The organism is Kitasatospora sp. NPDC051853 (genome assembly GCF_044452665.1).
GTDB lineage: Bacteria > Actinomycetota > Actinomycetes > Streptomycetales > Streptomycetaceae > Kitasatospora.
The window spans coordinates 129,513-148,502 of the sequence record NZ_JBITBY010000008.1 but is presented as its reverse complement, the minus strand read 5'-3'; the positions used below and the strand labels follow the sequence as shown (position 1 = coordinate 148,502).

Sequence of the window (18,990 nt, the reverse complement as noted above, 5' to 3'; positions counted from 1 at the left end):
TCAGTGCGCGTGCGTGTGCGCGTGCGCGTGGGCCGACGGATCGTCCCGGTAGCCCTCGCTGACCTCGACCACCACCCCGTCCGGGTCGGTCAGCCAGATGCTGCGCCATCCGGGGATGAAGTCGTCGAAGGAGAGCGGGCCCAGGGAGACCGGCACGTCCTCGTCCAGCCCGGACAGGAACTCTGTCAGGTCCTCGGTCTGGAAGGCCAGGTGTCTCACCGTTCCGGCCGTGGAAGGGCCGTCCTTCGTTACGTCGAGCGGCTCGCCGGCTCCCGCCGCGAACAGTTCGAGGTAGACCTGACCCTGCTTCAGGAAGACGATCTGCTGGTCGCCCAGGTCCACCGTGCGGGCCCGCTCGAAGCCGAACCAGCGGTGGTAGAACTCCTCGGTCGCCTTCTGGTCCGCGCAGTTGAGCGCCGCGTGGGACCAGCGCAGCCCGGCACTCACGACGCGCTCCGGCGGCTGGTCAGGATGTCGATGATCTGACGGGCGAACAGGTGGGCGTGCTGCCCGGTCCGCCCGGTCACCAGGTCGTCGCCGTCCAGCACCACGTCGGAGTCCACGTACTCGGCGCCCATGTTCCGGACGTCGCCGACCAGGTTGTTGTGGCAGACCACCTTGCGGCCCCGGATGGTCTCCGGGACGGTGGCGAGCAGCCAGAAGCCGTGGCAGATGATGCCCTTGAGCACCGAGGGCTCGTCGAAGGCGCGCTTGACGAACTCGGCCGCCGGGGCCAGCACGTCCACGTCCTCGGTGTAGCGCAGCCGGTCCGAGACCATGCCGGAGGGCACGATGACGGCGGCGTAGGAGCGCAGCTCCTCGTCGCTCAGGCCCTCGAAGGACTCGGTCGCGGTGAACGGCACCCGCCACTCGTGGCCGGTGAAGGTGATCGCGTCCTGGCCCCACAGCCGGGTGAGGAAGTGGACCTCGGCGCCCTCCTCGGCGAAGCGCCGCTGGTAGTAGTGGATCTCGGGCTCGAAGTAGTCGCTCTCGATCAGCACGGCGATCTTCGTGCCGGTCAGCGGGCCCTCGCGGAGCACCAGGTCACCCACGGCGCGCCTCCTTGATCAGGTCGGACGCGCGCTCGGCGATGGCGACGATCGCGCTGTGGCAGTTGCCGGACGGGACGGCCGGCATCACGCTGGCGTCCACCACCCGGACGCCCTCGACGCCGCGCACCCGCAGCTGCGGGTCGACCACGGCCAGGTCGTCGATGCCCATCCGGCAGGAGCCGGCCTGGTGGTGGTAGCAGTCGGCGCGGTCGCGGACGAACTGCTCGATCTCCTTGTCGGTGCGCACGTCCGGGCCGGGCAGCAGCTCGCCCTTGAGGTGGCCCTTGAACTCCGGCGCGGCGAAGATGTCGCGGGCCAGCTTGAAGCCCTGGACCATCCGGTCCACGTCCGAGCGGTCGCCCAGGTAGTTGGGGTCGACCAGCGGCTTGGCGAACGGGTCGTCACTGGCCAGCCGGACCGAGCCGCGCGAGGTCGGGCGGACCACGCCGGGCAGGATGGAGACCGCGTTCGGGTGGCCGGCGCCCACGATGATGTCGAACGACACGTGCACGAAGGCGAGTTGCAGGTCCGGCGCGATCATGCCGGGCTGCGAGACCGCGAACAGCGCGGACTCGGAGAGGTTCTGGTGCCCCTCCCGGGGCGGCGCCACCGTCTCCGCGATCAGGCCGGTGAGCACGTGGTTGTGGAAGTTCTCGCCCACGCCCGGCAGGTCGGCGACGACCTGGATGCCGTGCTCGGCCAGCAGCTTGGCCGGGCCGAGCCCGGAGAGCTGGAGCAGCTTGGGGGACTCGATGGCGCCCTGGCAGACGATCACCTCGCGGGTGGCCCGCACGGTGTGCACGCCGGGCTCCGCCTGGGTGGCGGCGGAGAGCAGCCGGCCCTCGCCCTCGGGGGCCTTCTCGGCCTCCTGACGGTACGTCACGCCGACGCAGCGGGTGCCCTCGAAGACCAGGTTCATCGCCGTGGCCGAGGTGCGCAGGGTCAGGTTGGGGCGGGGCAGGGCCGGCTCCAGGAAGGACTGGAGGGCGCCCTTGCGGCGGCCGTTCTCCACGTCGATGTGGTGCCAGCCGGTGCCGATCATCTCGGGGCCGTTGAAGTCGTCCACCTCGCGGTGGCCGAGCCCCTTGGCGGCGTCGATGAAGGTCCGCGACAGCGGGTGGGGGTCGCCGTCGGCCGCGGAGGTGACGGTCTGGAGCTCCTTGAGCTTGGCGAAGTACGGCTTGAGGTCCGCGTAGGACCAGCCGGCCGCGCCCTGGTAGGCCCAGTTGTCGAAGTCCGAGGGGTGACCCTCGATGTGCATCATGATGTAGAGGTTGCTGGAGCCGCCGGGCAGCTTGCCGCGCGGCTCGTAGACCGTCCGGCCGTTCAACCCGGCCTGTGGCACGGTCTGGTAGCCCCAGTCCACCGGGGACCCGAGCAGTGTGTACCACAGTGGTGCGGCGTCCACGTTGGCCGGGACGAACGCGCCGCCGGCCTCCAGCACCAGGACCTTGACGTCCGGGTCCTCGGACAGCCGGTTGGCGACCACCGACCCGGCGGTGCCACCGCCGACGACGATGTAGTCGTACTCCACCGGGGCGCTCATGACGCACCGTCCGGGGAGCCGAGGACGGCGCGGAAGGGCACCGTGTCGTGGAAGTTGGCCATGTAGGTGATCAGGCCGTCCACCACCTGGAAGTAGTTGACGACGTTCGCCTCGACCCGGCCGCCGGCCGGCGTCTCGGCGGTGATCCTCGAGACCACGGCCGCCTGCTCGCCGTCCACCACGAAGTGGGCGGGAACGTTCTGGAACGAGGCGTACATCTCCGGGAAGCCCTTCATCATCTCCCGGAGCGTCTCCCGCCCCTCGACGTGCCCTGCGAGCTGCTCGTCCATCACCTGGTCCACCGCGAACAGGTCGCACCAGGCGTCCCAGTCCCCGGCGTTCGCAAGCTGGTAGTACGAGGTCACTACTTCCCTGGTGTCCACCACGGTGCCCTTCCGCATCTGTGTGAGCCCGAACCGGGCCTGTAGTACCCGGCGCTCAGACGCGCACGGCGTTGGTCGCGAGCTGCGACCAGAACTGGTTGAACTGGGTGGTGCCGTCGCCGAAGATGGCGCCGCGGCCCTCGACGACCTTGCCGTTCTCCCACTTGAGCAGGTGGATGACGTCGATCTCCAGGCGGTCGTACGGGGAGAGGCTCCCCTCCTCCGCGGTGACCCGGGTGCCCAGGTTGTAGGAGACGTCGGCCGACCAGCCGGGCGCGGTGCAGATGGCGCTGCGGGTCATGATGAAACTGCCGCCGGAGAGCTCGCCGACCCGGGTCATGAAGTCGAAGAAGCCGTCCAGGCCCTCCCACCAGCCGGCCAGCTGGTGGTTGCCGGGGACCAGCCAGCGCATGGACTCGTCCCAGTACTTCTCGATCTGGCCGCGGTCGCCGGTGGCGAGCGCCTCGTAGGCCGCGTTGACCAGCTCGGGGGTGACGTCGTCCGCCATGGTTCAGCCCGCCAGACGGGCGGCGATGCCCTTGAGCTGGAAGCGGCTCCACATGTAGCGGTCCACGCCGTGCTGGTCGGCGGTGTGCACCTGGACCTCGCGGATCTTGCCGTCCTCGATGCCGTAGGTGGTGCAGGTCGGGAAGAGGTACTGGACGCCCTCGGACTCGCCGTGGCCACTGTGCTTCTCCACGACGGTGCCGTTGTCCAGCTCGCCGAAGTGCACGTTGTCGACCGAGATGCCGGCCTGGAAGAGGTCGGCGAAGAAGGCGATGACCTCGTCGGCGCCCTTCATCGAACCGGACAGCGGGTGGTGGCCCGGCATGTTCCAGACGATCTCCTCGTGGAAGAGCTCGTTCTTGATCTTGTCCATGTCGCCGGTGCCGAAGTACTCGTACATCTTCAGGACGATGTCGGTGTTGGACATGTGACTGCCTCTCAGTTCGGTTGTGCAACAAGGGTGTTGGAGCGAGGAGGGACTCTCAGAGCGAGGCCGAGCCCGGCATCGGGTCGAGGGAGTCCACGATGTAGGTCTTGATCTGCGGGGCGCCGTCCGGGCCGACCGAGACCACCCAGGTCTGGTAGGCGTCGAAGCCCAGCCAAGCGCTCTTCGGGCCCGGGGCGTCCCAGATCTTGGCCTGCCAGTTGACGACCACCTTGACGTCGGCGGAGGTCTCGGTCAGGTTGCTCACCTCGGTCGAGGTGACGGTGTGCACCTCGTCGAAGAAGCGGTTGGTGACGGCCTTGTACCAGTCGGCGAAGCCGGCGTGGCCCCGGGAGGTGGTCTCCGGGAAGCGCATCTCCAGGCCCTCGTCGACCAGGTAGGTCAGCGCGGTCTCCAGCGGCACGTGCTGGTCCAGCGCGCGGTACCAGTCGGCGACCATGGTCTTGATCGCCGTCTCGGTCAGTGCCATTTCTTCTCCTGCTGCGAAGGACTGCCGGTCAGCGGGTGACGGTCAGCGGGTGTCGTCGGTGAGCAGCTCGACCAGCAGCGGACGACGGGTCGTCAGCATCCGCTCCACCACGTCGTCGATCTGGTCCGGCTTGTCCAGCCGGACGGCGTCGGCGCCCAGCGAGCGGGCCAGGCCGACGAAGTCGATCTCGGGGTGGGAGAGGTCGAAGGAGTGCGGGAAATCGTGCTTGGCGATGTCCCGCTCGACCCAGTACTGGTCGATGTTCTTGTTCAGCAGCTCGTACCGGTGGTTGTTGCAGACCACGAAGACGGCCGGCACGTCGTGCCGGGCGGCGGTCCACAGCGCCTGGTAGGTGTACATCGAGCCGCCGTCGCCGGTGAAGCCGATGACGGTCTTCTCCGGGTGGGCGATCTTCATGCCGACCGCGCCCGGGATGCCCACGCCCAGCGAACCGCCGCGGGTGGCGAAGTAGTGCCCGGGCAGGCGCGGGTTGAGGTACCGGGTGATGTACGGCGAGGCGGTCAGCGCCTCGTCGAAGACCATCAGGTCCTCCGGGGCCCGCTCGCCCAGCTTCGCCAGGAAGGCACCGATCAGGGTGTCGTCCGGAGCCGCCGCGCGCTCGGCCTGCTCGGCCCGCCGCTTCTCGATGAACTCCTGTGCCGCAGCGTCCTGTTCGGGCGTGCGCAGCCCGTCCAGCGCGGTGGCCAGGGCGTCCAGGGTGAGCTTCGGGTCGGCGACCAGGCCCAGCGTGACGGGGTGGTTCTTGGCGATCTCGTAGTCGTCGAGGTCGACGTGCACGATCGCCGCGTCCTCGGCGAACGGGGTGACCAGGTCCGGGAAGACCTCGGGGAAGACGTACGTCCCCACGATCAGCACCGCGTCCGCCTCGCGCACCGCCGCCCGGCTGACCATGCCGAACATGTGGCCGATGGCGCCGCGGGCCAGCGGGTGGTCGGCCGGCAGGTGCGCCTCCGAGGAGTCCACGAACCACACGTCGGCGCCCAACTTCTCGGCGACGCGCAGCAGTTCGGGCTCCGCCCCGGAGACGGAGATCCCGTCGCCGACCAGCAGCAGCGGACGCTCGGCCGGCGCCAGCAGCGCCGCCGCCTCGGCCACCAGGGCCGGGGCCGGCAGCGTCCGACGGTCGGGGATGACCGTCGGGACGACCGGCTCGTCGTTCGGCGCGTCCAGGATGTCCATCGGCAGCGAGACGAAGACCGGGCCGCGCGGCTCGGTCATCGCGGTCTTCACCGCACGGCGGAGCACCCGCAGCAGGGACCGCGGATCGACCACCCTGGTCGCCCACTTGGTCACCGGCCTGGCCATCGCGACCAGGTCGGCGGCCATCTGGGCGTCCATCGCGTCGTACTCGATGCCCGACTCGCCGGCGATGACCACCAGCGGCGCGTGACCGCGCTTGGACTGGTACATCATGCCGATGCCGTTGCCGAGGCCGACCCCGCTGTGCAGCTGGAGCAGCGCCGGGCCACCGGTCGCCCGGGCGAACCCGTCGGCGATGCCGGCCGCCACCGTCTCCTGCAGCGTCAGGATGTACTGGAAGTCGGGGTACTCCTCCAGGGCGTCCAGGAAGCCCTGCTCCACCGTGCCGGGGTTGCCGAACATGTGGGTGATGCCGTCGGCGAGCAGCTGCTCGATGACGGCGTTCTTGCCGAGCCTGGTCACAGGAGCTCCCTTACCAGCCGTAGCGGGTCAGGCCGTCTTCCAGGACCTCGACCATCTTCTCGCCGGTGCGGTAGGAGTCCGGGGTCGAACGGCCCGTGATGAACGGGTAGTCGACGATCACCGAGATCTCCTTGCCGAAGTTGCCGTGGTAGCGGCCCTCGGGGGCGGTGGCGTCGCGGAGGATGTACTCCAGCGGGTACGGCGGCGGGCCCATCACGAAGTCGGTGCCGAGGAAGCCGGTGCCGTCCTTGTAGTCGTACTCCTTGCAGTGCCCGGTGACGTGCTTGCCGGAGATGATGCTCTTCCGGTCCTCCCAGTCACGGGCGAACGCGAGGCAGGCCACGCCGTAGCACTCGGCGCCGATCGGCTTGTCCGCGCGCAGGAAGCTCAGGATCACGTCGTGCACCCGGCCGTTGTTGGCGAGGTCCACGATCGGGCCGCTGCCGCCGACGATGAGCAGTGCGTCGTACTCGGCCAGACGCTCCGTCAGGTCGTCGCCGACCGCGTTGTTGTAGGCCTCCAGCTTGCGGAGGTAGTCCTCGTCGCTGGTGTAGGGCCGGGTCGGGATCCAGGAGGAGAGGTCCTCCGGGCTGTCCAGCCGGTCCGAGGCCTCCAGGTCCACGACCACCTTGGCGACCTCGGCGGAGACCACGCTGCGGCCGAGCGGCGGGTCGACGAAACCCGGGTCCATGCTCGGCGGCAGGGCGTGCGCCCGCTTGCCGGTGGGGGTCGCGAAGGTCACCTCGTAACCCTGCTTGTCGAATGCGTACAGCGGGCCGACGAGTTCCTCGCCCCAATAGCCGTACTCCGACAGGAGTACGAGAACTTTCTTCGTCATGGCTACTCCGTTTTCGAGGCTTGTCACTGCCTGCCCTCAGAGACTGGGGCAGGCCGGGGGCCGGGTCAACGGACCGACGGGCCGGTCGGCACTCCCCCCGGAATGGCCCGGCGCATTACGTCAAGTCCCTTGTGCCGCATTGTCGGAGTGCACTTTTTCCACCCGGAAAACTCCCCACGGAATGCCCCGGGCTGCGAGAATTCCGGAGTGTCGCCGACCAAAGGAATTGCCGTGCTTCAGTCAATCGCCGCGCCTGAGGAGCGGCCGGCTTCCGGGCCCGGCCCGCTCGACCTGCACCTGCTCGCCGAGGGGAAGCACCAGCGCCTCTGGGAGGTGCTCGGCGCCCACCCCGGCACCGACGCCACCGGCCGCCCCGGGGTCTCCTTCACCCTCTGGGCCCCGCGCGCCCACCAGGTCGCGGTGGCCGGCCAGGTGACCGGCGGCCGGGCCGCCGTCCCGCTGCACCGGATCGGCACCACCGACTACTGGACCGCCTTCGTCCCCGGCGCCGAGGCCGGCCAGCGCTACCGCTTCGAACTCCTCGGCGCCGACGGCGTCCGCCGCGCCAAGGCCGACCCGTGCGCCCGCTCCGCCCCGCTCCCGCCCGGCCCGGACAGCGTGGTGTACGCCTCCGGGTACCGCTGGGGCGACCGCGAGTGGATGATCCGCCGCGCCGCCGCCGACCCGCGCCGCCGCCCGCTCAGCGTCTACGAGGTCCACCTCGGCTCCTGGCGGCCCGGCCTGAGCTACCGTCAGCTCGCCGTCCAGCTCACCGCCTACGTGCGCGAGCAGGGCTTCACCCACGTCGAGCTGCTCCCCGTCATGGAGCACCCCTACGGCGGCTCCTGGGGCTACCAGGTCACCGGCTTCTACGCCCCCAGCTCCCGCTTCGGCTCCCCCGACGACTTCCGCTACCTGGTCGACACGCTGCACCGGGCCGGCATCGGCGTCATCCTCGACTGGGTCCCCGCCCACTTCCCCCGCGACGACTTCGCCCTCGGCCGCTTCGACGGCCACCCGCTCTACGAGCACCCCGACCCGCGCCGCGGCGAGCACCCCGACTGGGGCACCCTGGTCTTCGACTACGGCCGCCCCGAGGTCGCCAACTTCCTGATCGCCAACGCCCTCTACTGGTGCGAGGAGTTCCACGTCGACGGCCTGCGGGTGGACGCGGTCGCCTCCATGCTCTACCTCGACTACTCCCGGCCGCACGGCACCTGGGAGCCCAACCGGGAGGGCGGCCGGGAGAACCTCGAAGCCGTCGCCTTCCTCCGCTCCCTCAACGAGACCGTGCACGGCCGCTTCCCCGGCGTCCTCACCATCGCCGAGGAGTCCACCACCTGGCCCGGCGTCACCGCCCCGCTGCGCGACGGCGGCCTGGGCTTCGACTTCAAGTGGAACCTCGGCTGGATGCACGACACCCTCGACTACTTCCGGCAGGACCCGGTCCACCGCGAGCACCACCACCACGGCATCACCTTCTCCACCACCTACGCCTGGACGGAGAACTTCGTCCTCCCCCTCAGCCACGACGAGGTGGTGCACGGCAAGGGCTCGCTCCGCAGCCGGATGCCCGGCGACGAGGCGGCCCAACTCGCCAACGTGCGCGCCATGTTCGGGTTGATGTGGGCACTCCCCGGGAAGAACCTGCTCTTCATGGGCGGCGAGAACGGCGACCAGGGCGAGTGGAGCGAGGCCTACGGGCTCCAGTGGCCCGGCCCCGAGGAGACCGGCCGACTGGGCATCCGCCGGCTGGTCGCCTCCCTGAACCGCACGTACGCCGCCACCCCCGCCCTCTGGGCCCAGGACCCGGTGCTCGAGGGCTTCCAGTGGCTCGACGCCGACGACGCCGGCCACAACGTGTACGCCTTCCTCCGTCGCGCCCCCGACGGCACCCCGCTGGTCTGCGTCGCCAACCTCTCCGGCGCCACCTGGGACTCCCTCCGCATCGGCCTCCCCCGCCCCGGCCGCTGGCACGTCCTCCTCGACACCGACGCCACCCCCACCCGCCCCCTCAGCGTCCGCGCCACCCCCACCCCCCACCACGGCCAACCCTGGTCCGCCGAGCTCCACCTGCCGGCCTTGAGCACCTGCTGGCTCGTGTCGGCGTAAGTGGCTACGCCTCGGGGGCGCGGGGAACTGCGCGCGGGGGAACGGCAACACCTGCAACTGGCTCGCATGCCCCGATCTAGCACTGGTCCGCCTTCCGAACTCGCGCAGTTCCCCGCGCCCCCGGCATCACCAACTAGGAGTTGACCTACATGAAGCGCATCCTCGTCACCGGCTCCGCCGACGGCATCGGCCGTCAGACCGCCACCATGCTCGTCGCCCAGGGCCACGCAGTGGTGCTGCACGCCCGCAACGCCCAGCGCGCCGAGGACGCCCGCCGGGCCGTCCCCGGTGCCGCGGACGTGGTGGTCGGCGACCTCGCCTCCCTCTCCCAGACCGTCGAACTCGCCAAGCAGGCCACCGCCCTGGGCCCGTTCGACGCGATCGTCCACAACGCCGGGATCTCCCGCACCGGCAGCCCCCGCCAGGCCTCCGAGGACGGCCTGGAGACCACCTTCCAGGTCAACGTCCTCGCCCCCTACGTGCTCACCGCGCTGATCCCGCTGCCGCGGCGCCTGGTCTACCTCTCCTCCGGGATGTCCGACGGCGGCACCATCGACCTCGCCGACCTCCAGCGCACCCGCCGCCGCTGGGACGGCACCGGCGCCTACTGCGACTCCAAGCTGGCCGACCTGGCGCTGGCCTTCGCGGTGGCCCGCCGCCACCCCGAGGTCCACAGCAACGCCGTCTGCCCGGGCTGGGTCCGCTCCCGGATGGGCGGCAGCTCGGCGCCGACCGACCTGGCGACCGGCGCCGCCACCCAGGTCTGGCTGGCCGGCTCGGACGACCCGGCCGCCCAGGTCTCCAGCAGCTACCTGCGCCACATGCGCTTCCTCGACGAGGCGAAGCCCGAGACCAGGGACCCGGAGGTCCAGGAGGCCCTGCTGGCCGCCTGTGCCGCGCTGAGCGGCATCCGACTCCCCTGAGAACCAAAGGAGAAGGGCCCCGGTACCGAGGTACCGGGGCCCTTCTCCTGGCGTGCCGTCAGGCCGCCGCCTCACCGTCGTCGTGGCCGGTGAGCTCCAGGCCGCGCTGGAAGCCGGCCAGCCGGAGCGTGCGCCCGACCGGCTCCTGCACCCCGGCGAGCGCGATCGACACCGGCTCCGGGAAGCGCTGGCGCAGGTAGAGCAGCGAGCGCAGCCCGGCCGAGGAGAGGTAGCGGACGGTGCTCAGGTCGAGCACCAGCCGTCCGATCTCCCGGCGTTGGGCCAGGGTGTCGAGCTGGCGGCGGAACCCGGGCGTGCCGAGCGCGTCCAGTTCGCCGCCGACCCTGATCCTCACCGTGCTGCCGCCGTGCCGTCTCGGACCGGCCGCCTCACCGTTCGTCGTCGTCATGGTCATCCCCCTTCTCCCCCCGTGCCGCGCTCAGCCGTCGTTCCGGCGGCCGACCAGGACCACCGCGGAACGCGGGCCGATCGGGTAGCGCAGCTGGTCCTCCAGGACGGGCTCGGCGCCCGGCGCGCTGATGTCCTCGGGCTCCTCGGCCGAGGTGTCGGCCGCCCGGTGCCAGCGCATGTCGCCCGGCAGGTCCGGGAGTTCGAGCTCCAGGCCCTCCCAGTGGGCGTTGGCGGCGACGTAGACGAAGTCGGCGGAGCCGTCCTCGTGCTCGCCGCAGCGCATCACCGCGAGCACCCGGTCGCCCTCGGACCAGTCCGGCTGCCAGGCCCGGGTGCCGTGCCAGCTGACGTCGGGGTAGCCGGGGACGGCGTCGGCGCCGGTCGGGTGGGTGGCCCGGCGGAGCACCTCGTGCTCCTGCCGGAAGCGGATCAACTGGGTGGTGAAGCGCCGGAGTTCGTCGGCCTCGTCGGTCTTCGGCCAGGTCAGCCAGGAGATCTCGCTGTCCTGGCAGTAGGCGTTGTTGTTGCCGCCCTGGGTGTTCCCGAACTCGTCGCCGGCCAGGATCATCGGGATGCCCTGGCTGGTGAGCAGCAGCACCATGGCGTTCTTGGCCTGCCGCCGCCGCAGCGCCAGCACCTCCGGATCGTCGGTCGGCCCTTCGGCCCCCGAGTTCCAGGAGTCGTTGTCGCTGTTGCCGTCCCGGTTGTACTCGCCGTTGGCCTCGTTGTGCCGCTCGTTGTACGAGAACAGGTCGTTGAGGGTGAAGCCGTCGTGGCAGGTGACGAAGTTGACCGAGGCGGTGGTGCCGCGGGTGCCGTAGAGGTCGGGCGAGCCGACCAGGCGGGTGGCGAGCTCACCGACGGTGCCGGGCTCGCCCTTGAGGAAGCGCCGCAGCACGTCCCGGTACTTGCCGTTCCACTCCGCCCAGCGGCCGTAGTTGGGGAAGGCACCGACCTGGTAGAGGCCGCCGGCGTCCCAGGCCTCGGCGATCAGCACGCAGTCCTTGAGCAGCGGGTCGTAGGAGAGCGCCTCCAGCAGCGGCGGGTTCTCCAGCGGGGCGCCGTCCTCGCCGCGGTCCAGGATGGAGGCCAGGTCGAAGCGGAAGCCGTCGACGTGGTACTCGCTGGCCCAGTACCGCAGGCAGGACAGGATGTAGTCGCGGACCACCGGGTTGTTGCAGTTGAAGGTGTTCCCGGTGCCGCTGAAGTTCTGGTAGTAGCCCTCCGGGGTGAGCTGGTAGTAGGTGCTGTTGTCCAGCCCCCGGAAGTGGATGGTCGGGCCGTGCTCGTTGCCCTCGGCGGTGTGGTTGAAGACCACGTCCAGGATCACCTGGATGCCGTTGGCGTGCAGGTCCCGGACCAGCTCCTTGAACTCCTCGCGCTGGCGCCCGGCGGCGCCGCCGGCCGCGTAGCCGGCCTTGGGGGCGAAGAAGCCCACCGTGGAGTAGCCCCAGTAGTTGAGCAGCAGGTCGCCGGTGGTCGGGCTGGTCCGGCTGTTCTCGAACTCGTCGAACTCGAAGACCGGCATCAACTCGACGCAGTTGACCCCGAGTTCCTTGAGGTAGGGGATCTTCTCGCGCAGGCCGGCGAAGGTGCCGGGCGCGGCCACTCCGGCCGACTCGTGCCGGGTGAAGCCGCGCACGTGCAGCTCGTAGACCACCAGGTCCTTGGCGGGCAGCCGGAGCGGGTGGTCGCCCTGCCAGTCGAAGTGGTCGGCGGTCAGCCGGGCCCGGTACTGGTTGGGGCTGTTCCAGTCCGGCTCCTCGCCCCAGGTGTCCCGGCCGGTGACGGCCTTGGCGTACGGGTCGAGCAGGACGGCGGCCGGGTCGAAGCGGTCGCCGGGGGCCGGCTGCGGCGGGCCGAACACCCGGTAGCCGTAGTCCACGTCGCCCTCGCCGATGCGCAGCACGGTGATCGCCCAGACCCCGCCGACCCGGAACTCGTCCGGGATCGGGATCTCGGCGACCGGTACGGAGTCGCCCGGCTTGAAGAGCACCAGCGAGACGTCGTCCGCCCGGCTGGAGTAGACCGAGAAGTTCACCCCGCCCGGCACGTAGGTCGCGCCGAAGGGATAGGGGGTGCCGGGGCGTACGTCGTACCCCGCGATCCGATCGGTGGCGAACTCCTCCGCCGCCACCGTCCCTCTGTCATCCGTGTCCACGTCCGGTCCCTCCCAGAGCCTTTGTCGTGTCCTCGCCGAACTGTTCCGAAGAAGCGTCAGGGGCTGTCGTTCCCGGGGCCCGCATGCCCCGGGAGCGACAGCCCCTGACGAGTACTCAGCCGACCGGGGTCAGCTCCACCTTCACCGTGAGCGAGTAGGCCGAGTCGGGCAGTTCGACGGTGAGGTTCTTGGCGTCGAACCTGTCCCACTCCTTGCCCTCGATCTCGACCCGGGTCAGCTCGACCCGGCCGGCCGGCAGCAGGTCCGGCGACACCCGCAGGGTGCGGTCGGCATCGGGCCGCGGCTTGAACCAGAGGTTCAGCGGCTGACCGGTGTTGAGCAGGTTGGTGTACACCGCGGCGAGGTAGCAGAGCTCCGCCGAGTGGTACATGCTCATCGAGTGGCTGCCCTTGAGGCGCTCGGTGCCGAGCAGGTAGGGCAGGCCGTTGGCCAGCACGTTGAAGTAGACCGCGCCCTCGTCGTGGTCGAGGAAGTTGGTGTTGTAGAAGCCGGTCGCCTGGCGGGCCTCCTCGCGGTAGGCGTCACCGCCGACCGTGCCGCTCAGGATCAGGTAGGCCAGGATCGCCTGCTCCTGCTGCCACCAGGCCTTGCGGTCGTGCCAGGCGAAGCGGTGGAACTCCTGGCCGTCGGCCAGCTTGCGCTCGACCACGTCGTACCAGCCGCCGCGCTGCTGGTCGCTGCCGACCGCCGGCATGATCCGGCCGATCTTCTCGGCCAGCTCCTTGTAGGAGTCCTTGTCCTTGTAGGAGTTCATCCGCATCAGGTTCCAGGCGATCTTCAGGTTGTGCCCGACGACCGCGCGGTCCTGCTGCCAGGTGTGACCGAGGTCCTGGGACCAGTCGGTGTTGAACCGCTCGTTGACGAACGGGCTGGCCTGGTAGTCCGGGAAGTGCTCGACGATGGTGTCGAAGGTGCGCTCCAGCATTTCCGCGTGGCGCTCGTCGCCGGTGGCCAGCAGGAGGTTGATCAGGTACGCCGGGGCGTGGTCGCCGACCGAGTTCCAGTTCTTCCGCGACTTGTTGAACTTCAGCGAGTCGTGGTGGGGGGAGAGCAGGACCGGGTCGATGTGCGAGAAGTAGCCGCCGCCCTCGTAGTCGCGGTAGTACTGCTCGAACAGCCGCATGGTGGAGTCGATGTCCGAGGCGATCCGGCGGTCGCCGGTGACCCGGAAGGTCTGGGTGGGGCCGGCCAGCGCGTAGATCTGCTCGTACATCGGGATCGCGTCGTAGTCGTCGTCGAACTCCGAGGTGAGCAGCTTCTTCTCGTAGTCGCCCTCGACCTTGATGCCGTGGTACCAGTACACGACGTTGGAGTCGCGGTCCACGAAGCGCATGTGGTCGCGCAGGTACTTGGTGCCGAGCTCGGCGACCTCGAGGTAGTCCTCGTTGCCGGTCAGCATGTAGGCCGAGGCCATGCCGTAGACCATCCGGGAGATGGTGTCGGTCTCCTGGACGTGGCTGGCGGCCTTGTCGCCGCCGAGGCGGATGTTGGTGCGGTAGTCCTTGTAGTCGATCTTGCCGTCGCCGAACTGCGCGCGCCGGTAGAACCGGGCCAGCGAGTCGATCTGGTTGATCCACCAGTTGGACTTCTCGTAGCTGTAGTCGTCCGGGCCGCGGCCGACGAAGGTCAGCTTCTTGGCCTCGTAGTTGTACTCGCCGCCCTCGGGGTAGAAGACGCCGTAGACGAAGACCTGCTGGCCGGGCTTGAGCAGGTCGTCGACGTGGCCGCCGGCGTCCGCGTAGGGCTCGTCCAGGTTGCGCAGGAGCTCCGCCGACATCCCGTCACTGAGCTTGACGTCGAAATCGCGGCCGTCGATGGTCTTCAGCGTGAAGACCCGGTCCTCCGAACGGAATTCGACCACTCGTCCGGCGATGGCGTCCATGAACGTGAAACGCATGACCTCGGACTTCACGTGCAACCTCCATGTCGATGGCACCGGGATACCGGCGGACAGCTTGACCGAATTCATCATCCCCATCGGAATTCTGTTCGGTCAATCACGTTGCGAGCCCGGGGAATTCACCCCGGACTCGAACGTGAATGTCCGTCAAGTCGCCTTCTTCACTCCATTGGCCGCGGCGAAGTCGAGCAGGTCGACCAGCGTGAAACCGTCCCCGCCGAAGGGCAGCGTGGGCTGCCAGCCCGGGTCCGCCGCGAGGTAGGACTCGCCGTCCGCGCGGAGCAGCCCGATCAGCACCTCGCCGACGATCCGGCCGCCCACCTCGCCGAGGCGGTCGCCCTCGTGGCGCACCTGCGCCTCCTTGAGGATGTAGAGCCACAGCGGCGTGCCGCCGGCCCACTCCGGCCCGACCTCCTCGGAGGTCAGCACCTGCACGCCGAACTGCTCGGCCACCGACTCCCCGGAGGGCAGCGCGGTGGCCTGCCCGCGCAGCAGGTCGCGGACGGCCAGCGAGCGCAGCTCGGCCTGGTCCACCTCGCCGGTGATGTCCTCCGGCAGCGAGATCAGACTGGTCGGCAGCCCGCCGTCGATCCGCTTGGCCCGCTGGGCCGGCGGCGCGCCGGGGACGTCGAAGAGCATCGACCAGTCGACCACGTGCTCCGGCGGGATCGGCCCGTGGCCGAACAGGTGCGGGAACAGCGGGTACTGCAGCCCGTCCCTGGTCATCCGGTAGCGGTGCCGGATCTGGCCGTGCCCGTAGCGGAACGCGGCGTCCGCGAACTCCAGCGGAATGAAGGCCTCGCCCGGCGCCGGCGCGAAGAACTTCGGCCCCCCGTCCAGGATCTGACGGGTCAGCTCGGCGCCGATCAGCCGCGGCAGGTAGTCGTGGACGACGATCCACTGGTAGTGCCAGGTGAGCGCGCGGCGGGCCTCGTCGAACAGCTCGGCCTCCGGCACCCCGTCCTCGCGCAGCCGGTCCACCAGCCCGTTGTGCGCGTTCAGGAAGGCCAGGTGGAGCTGGGCGGCGAACCGGTGCACGTCGTTGCGCGGGTCGCCGATCAGCGCGGTGCCCTGCCAGTTGCGCGGCACGTCGGTGCCGTCCCGGGAGGTGATCAGCTTCGCCGGGTCGGCCGCGTCGTACAGGTACGGCGAGCCCACCGGGCCGTCCGCGTGCACCAGTTCGAGGTTGAGCTTGGGCGAGCGGACGTTGCGCAGCGCCGCCACGTCGGCCTGGGCCGAGATCGGCGAACGGTCCGCGGTGATGTCGTGCGCGATGAACTGCCCGAAGAACGGCCAGCCGGCCGCACCGGCCGCGTCGTCCACCCCGGCCCGCAGCGGGAACCGGGCGGCGTCGCAGACGCCGCCCGGGGAGCCGGCCCGGAACAGCTCCTCCGGACGGGAGTCGAGCGCGGGGAGCTCCGGCAGCATCCTGCTGTACCGGGCACCGCTCGGCGGCGCGTCCACCGGACGGCCGGGCGCGAGGCAGTGGTCCCTGACCACCTGGTGCTTGCTCATGCCAGCTCGGCGGGGAGCAGGAAGAGCGAGTCGGGGTAGCACCAGGCCCAGTCCTCGTCCGGCTGGAACGAACGGACCAGCGGGTGCTTGGTGGCGTGCCAGTGCGCGGTGGCGTGCCGGCGCGGCGACTGGTCGCAGCAGCCGACGTGGCCGCAGACCAGGCACTCGCGCAGGTGCAGCCAGCGGGTGCCCTCGCGCAGGCAGTCCTCACAGCCCTCCAGGGTCGAGGGCTTGACGTCGGCCGCCTCGCCCAGGTGCCCGCAGGTGGCGGTGGTGGGGTAGCCGTTGGAGTCCCCCACCACGGTCCAGTCGGTCATCTCGGTTTCCTTCCACATCACTTGAGCCGGCCGCCCGGATTCGGGCGGCCGGTCCTACGTCCGCGCGGCCTGACGGCCCGTCAGTCCGCCTTCAGCTCCGGCGGGTACAGGAAGTAGTTGGCCGCCGAGGCCGCCTGGGCGCCCTCGTGGACGGCGGCGGTCACCTGGTGGGAGTGCAGCGCGGTGACGTCACCGGCCGCGTACACCCCGGCCACCGAGGTCTTCTGCTCGGTGTCCACGGCGATGTAGCCGCTGGGGGCGAAGTCGATGCCGAGCTGGTGGGCCAGCTTGGTCTCCGGGTTGGCGCCCTGGATGGAGAAGAGCGCGTCCAGCGGGAGGCGGCGGCCGCCCTTGGTGAAGACCGCGGTCATCTGCCCGTCCTGGCCCTCGACCTTGTCGATCCGGTCGTCGATCACCGGGATGCCCGCCGCGGCCAGCCGGGCGGCGAACTTCGGGCTGATGTCGTTGCTGTTGCTGTTCAGCAGCAGCTGGACCTGGTCGGTCAGGCCGTGCAGCTGCATCGCCTCGCCGGCCGCCGCGTCGGTGTGGCCGACCACCAGGATGCGCTTGCCCCGGTTCTCGTAGCCGTCGCAGGTGATGCACCAGAACATGGACCGGCCGACGTACTCCTCCCAGCCCTCGAAGTGCGGGAAGTGGTCGAGCACGCCGGTCGCCAGCACGATCACCTTGCCGTGCCAACTGCCGCCCTGCGCCTTGACGGTGAAGCCGATGTCGCCGTTGCCGGAGACCTCGTTGATGGTGTGGTGGACGATCCGCACCTGCTCGTACGGCTCCAGCTGACGCCGCGCCAGCTCGCGCAGCTCCACGGTGGCGATGCCGTTCGGGAAGCCGAGGTAGTTGTGGTTGGTCTGGTGGTGGGTCGACCGGCCGTGACCGCTGTCGAAGACCAGCACCGAGCGGTTGTAGCGCGCCAGGTACAGCGCGGCCGAGAGCCCGGCGGGCCCGCCGCCGACCACGATGGCGTCGGCGGCGTGTGCGGGACCTGTCATGTGAAAACCTCCCGTGTGGCACGGCTCCGCACGCCGTCCCAGTCGAAATGCGGCTTGTCCAGAGCGCAGGCTAGCCAGCGCTCCCGGCCCCTTTACGGGGCCGGACACCCCCCTGACGCACTGCGTCAGGTCAACGGACGAGTTCGGTGAGCTCGGGGGCCGGACTCTCCTCGAATTCGTCCCGCCCCAGGTGGGCGCCGTTGAGAATGTCGTAATCGAGCGCGGCGCTCACCATCGTGGCGTGGTGGTGCCAGCCGTTGAACGTGCGGCCCTCGTAGTCGAACAGGCCGTAACCGGAAGCGAGTTCCGCCGCTTGCGGGGTGGCGGTGGACACCTGCTTGGCCAACCGGACCAATTCGCGCAGCGACGCGCCCCGGATGTTGGTGAGCCAGTAACCCCGCGGGCTCGGCTTGCCGAGCGGCCATTCCACGATCAGCAGCCTATTCGCCAGCAGCGCCTTGCTTCCGGCCGGCCGGCCGCTGCCGACCAGGACCTGGACCGGAATGACCAGGAATTGCGAGCGCAGCGTGTGGCCGCCGGCGTCGCGCCAGTAGAGGGTCTCGGGGGTGACGTTGCCGACCCCGGCCGCGATGTCGGCCACCGTCCGGGCCCGGGCGCGGGCGCCCTGGCTGTTGACGATCCGTCCGCTGCCGCGGGCCCAGCTGGCGTCAGCGGGCTGCACCAGTTCGTTCGGGCTCACCTGGGCGAGGTAGGTCTGGGCCCGCATCTCCAGTGCGGCCAGGTACCACTCCAGCGGGCGGTGCCGGGCGTCCAGCAGGATCGGCGCCTCGGGAACGCCCCAGTCCAGGGCCATGTCGTCGAGCAGTTCGACGTGGTACTGCCAGTAGGGACGGGGCAGCTCACTGTCGGGCACCTTCGCCCGGGAGCGCCGCTCGTCGTCCTGCCCCCACTGCTCGGGGATGGTCAGGCTCCAGTTCACCGGGACGGTGACGCCGTCGACCTGCATGCCGACCATGATCGCCAGCTGGCAGTTGCGGACCCGTCCGTGCGAGTGGACGTACTGCCGCTCCACCGCCGCCGAGTACCGGCCGTGCTTCGGGAAGGCCAATTCGCCGACCACCCAGGCCTCCGGACGGAAATCGCGGACCATGCGTTCCGCCAGCCATTTCCGGACCGGACCGTGCTCCCACGGGCTCTGGTTGATGAACTGCTGGAGCGACTGCTCGCTCCGGCCGGGCGACGCCACTGCCAGCCGCGGGATCGTCTTCCGCCCGTCGCAGTGCAGCAGGCCCCGGACATAGGTTTCCGCCGCGTTCCGCTGATCGGCCCGGCCGAGCGAGGCGAAGGCCTCCGAACAGAATTCCGGCAGCCCCGTGCAATCGACCTGACCGACTCGTTCCTGTGCCATTTTCTCATCCCCCGTCCGGGTTCATTGCGGATCAGCAGCAGCCGGGGTCGCCCGGGTCCGCGAGGTAGACCGGAGCCTTGACTTCGAGCCCGTCATAAGAAGCGGCATACATGGCACTGACGGCGATTATCAACATGCAAATGAGCGCAGTGAACCGAAGGCCGAAGCGGGCCATTTGTTTCCCCCAGGAAGGTGACGAATCTGCGTTCGTTCTCTGTCAGATTCAATGGTGCCGCCCCTGGTCACACGGAGGCAACGAAACCCGGGGACATGATCACGCCCTGTCGCAAAGACGACACGTTGGGCGGCGGCGTCCTCGCCGGTGCAC

Annotated in this window: 18 protein-coding genes; 2 read left to right on the top strand and 16 right to left on the bottom strand. The window is 70.0% G+C overall.

Annotation, left to right across the window (positions count from 1 at the left end; genetic code table 11):
- The 9 genes from ACIA8O_RS23375 to ACIA8O_RS23335 are packed head-to-tail and all read right to left on the bottom strand — an operon-like array spanning window position 1 to window position 6,923.
- On the bottom strand, window positions 1–447 hold the full coding sequence (locus ACIA8O_RS23375) for a VOC family protein (protein ID WP_396295878.1): 447 nt from the start codon (window positions 445–447) through the stop codon (window positions 1–3).
- Window positions 444–1,052, bottom strand: coding sequence for a DJ-1/PfpI family protein (locus ACIA8O_RS23370; protein ID WP_396295877.1), 609 nt, complete (start codon window positions 1,050–1,052; stop codon window positions 444–446). Before ACIA8O_RS23370 ends, ACIA8O_RS23375 begins: the two co-directional genes overlap by 4 nt.
- Window positions 1,045–2,598 (bottom strand): GMC family oxidoreductase, encoded by a 1,554-nt coding sequence (locus ACIA8O_RS23365; RefSeq protein ID WP_396295876.1) that lies wholly within the window; start codon window positions 2,596–2,598, stop codon window positions 1,045–1,047. Before ACIA8O_RS23365 ends, ACIA8O_RS23370 begins: the two co-directional genes overlap by 8 nt.
- A complete protein-coding gene (locus ACIA8O_RS23360) occupies window positions 2,595–2,999 on the bottom strand; it encodes a nuclear transport factor 2 family protein (protein ID WP_396295875.1) in 405 nt (134 codons plus the stop codon). The genes ACIA8O_RS23365 and ACIA8O_RS23360 overlap by 4 nt, the downstream gene beginning before the upstream one ends.
- Before the next feature lie 37 nt (window positions 3,000–3,036).
- A complete protein-coding gene (locus ACIA8O_RS23355; protein WP_345283788.1) occupies window positions 3,037–3,489 on the bottom strand; it encodes a nuclear transport factor 2 family protein in 453 nt (150 codons plus the stop codon).
- A 3-nt stretch (window positions 3,490–3,492) separates the two neighbouring features.
- A complete protein-coding gene (locus ACIA8O_RS23350; protein WP_396295874.1) occupies window positions 3,493–3,915 on the bottom strand; it encodes a nuclear transport factor 2 family protein in 423 nt (140 codons plus the stop codon).
- 55 nt (window positions 3,916–3,970) lie between these two features.
- A complete protein-coding gene (locus ACIA8O_RS23345) occupies window positions 3,971–4,402 on the bottom strand; it encodes a nuclear transport factor 2 family protein (protein WP_396295873.1) in 432 nt (143 codons plus the stop codon).
- Between the two features lie 42 nt (window positions 4,403–4,444).
- Window positions 4,445–6,085 (bottom strand): thiamine pyrophosphate-binding protein, encoded by a 1,641-nt coding sequence (locus ACIA8O_RS23340; RefSeq protein WP_396295872.1) that lies wholly within the window; start codon window positions 6,083–6,085, stop codon window positions 4,445–4,447.
- 10 nt (window positions 6,086–6,095) lie between these two features.
- Window positions 6,096–6,923 (bottom strand): type 1 glutamine amidotransferase domain-containing protein, encoded by an 828-nt coding sequence (locus tag ACIA8O_RS23335; protein WP_396295871.1) that lies wholly within the window; start codon window positions 6,921–6,923, stop codon window positions 6,096–6,098.
- A gap of 231 nt (window positions 6,924–7,154) precedes the next feature.
- Here ACIA8O_RS23335 and glgB point away from each other — a divergent pair, with 231 nt between their 5' ends.
- Both glgB and ACIA8O_RS23325 read left to right on the top strand, forming a co-directional pair.
- Window positions 7,155–9,035, top strand: coding sequence for a 1,4-alpha-glucan branching protein GlgB (glgB, locus tag ACIA8O_RS23330; protein ID WP_396295870.1), 1,881 nt, complete (start codon window positions 7,155–7,157; stop codon window positions 9,033–9,035).
- Window positions 9,036–9,184: 149 nt separating this feature from the next.
- Window positions 9,185–9,958 (top strand): SDR family NAD(P)-dependent oxidoreductase, encoded by a 774-nt coding sequence (locus ACIA8O_RS23325; RefSeq protein WP_396295869.1) that lies wholly within the window; start codon window positions 9,185–9,187, stop codon window positions 9,956–9,958.
- Window positions 9,959–10,016: 58 nt separating this feature from the next.
- Here ACIA8O_RS23325 and ACIA8O_RS23320 read toward each other — a convergent pair whose 3' ends face one another.
- The 7 genes from ACIA8O_RS23320 to ACIA8O_RS23290 all read right to left on the bottom strand — a co-directional run bounded on the left by ACIA8O_RS23320 (window position 10,017) and on the right by ACIA8O_RS23290 (window position 18,662).
- Complete coding sequence (locus ACIA8O_RS23320) at window positions 10,017–10,367, bottom strand: STAS domain-containing protein (protein WP_396295868.1); 351 nt, start codon at window positions 10,365–10,367, stop codon at window positions 10,017–10,019.
- A 30-nt stretch (window positions 10,368–10,397) separates the two neighbouring features.
- Complete coding sequence (gene glgX, locus ACIA8O_RS23315) at window positions 10,398–12,530, bottom strand: glycogen debranching protein GlgX (RefSeq protein ID WP_396295867.1); 2,133 nt, start codon at window positions 12,528–12,530, stop codon at window positions 10,398–10,400.
- A 115-nt stretch (window positions 12,531–12,645) separates the two neighbouring features.
- Window positions 12,646–14,448, bottom strand: coding sequence for an AGE family epimerase/isomerase (locus ACIA8O_RS23310; RefSeq protein ID WP_396295866.1), 1,803 nt, complete (start codon window positions 14,446–14,448; stop codon window positions 12,646–12,648).
- A 150-nt stretch (window positions 14,449–14,598) separates the two neighbouring features.
- Window positions 14,599–15,966 carry a peroxidase family protein gene (locus ACIA8O_RS23305; RefSeq protein ID WP_396295865.1) on the bottom strand — a complete coding sequence of 456 codons (1,368 nt, stop codon included), beginning with the start codon at window positions 15,964–15,966 and terminating at the stop codon, window positions 14,599–14,601.
- The gene (locus ACIA8O_RS23300; RefSeq protein ID WP_345283770.1) at window positions 15,963–16,283 is read right to left on the bottom strand and encodes a UBP-type zinc finger domain-containing protein; all 321 of its coding nucleotides are present in this window, start codon (window positions 16,281–16,283) and stop codon (window positions 15,963–15,965) included. The genes ACIA8O_RS23305 and ACIA8O_RS23300 overlap by 4 nt, the downstream gene beginning before the upstream one ends.
- 80 nt (window positions 16,284–16,363) lie before the next feature.
- Window positions 16,364–17,293, bottom strand: coding sequence for an NAD(P)/FAD-dependent oxidoreductase (locus tag ACIA8O_RS23295; RefSeq protein WP_396295864.1), 930 nt, complete (start codon window positions 17,291–17,293; stop codon window positions 16,364–16,366).
- Between the two features lie 130 nt (window positions 17,294–17,423).
- Window positions 17,424–18,662, bottom strand: coding sequence for an IS701 family transposase (locus ACIA8O_RS23290; RefSeq protein WP_396295863.1), 1,239 nt, complete (start codon window positions 18,660–18,662; stop codon window positions 17,424–17,426).
- Window positions 18,663–18,990 lie beyond the last annotated feature (328 nt).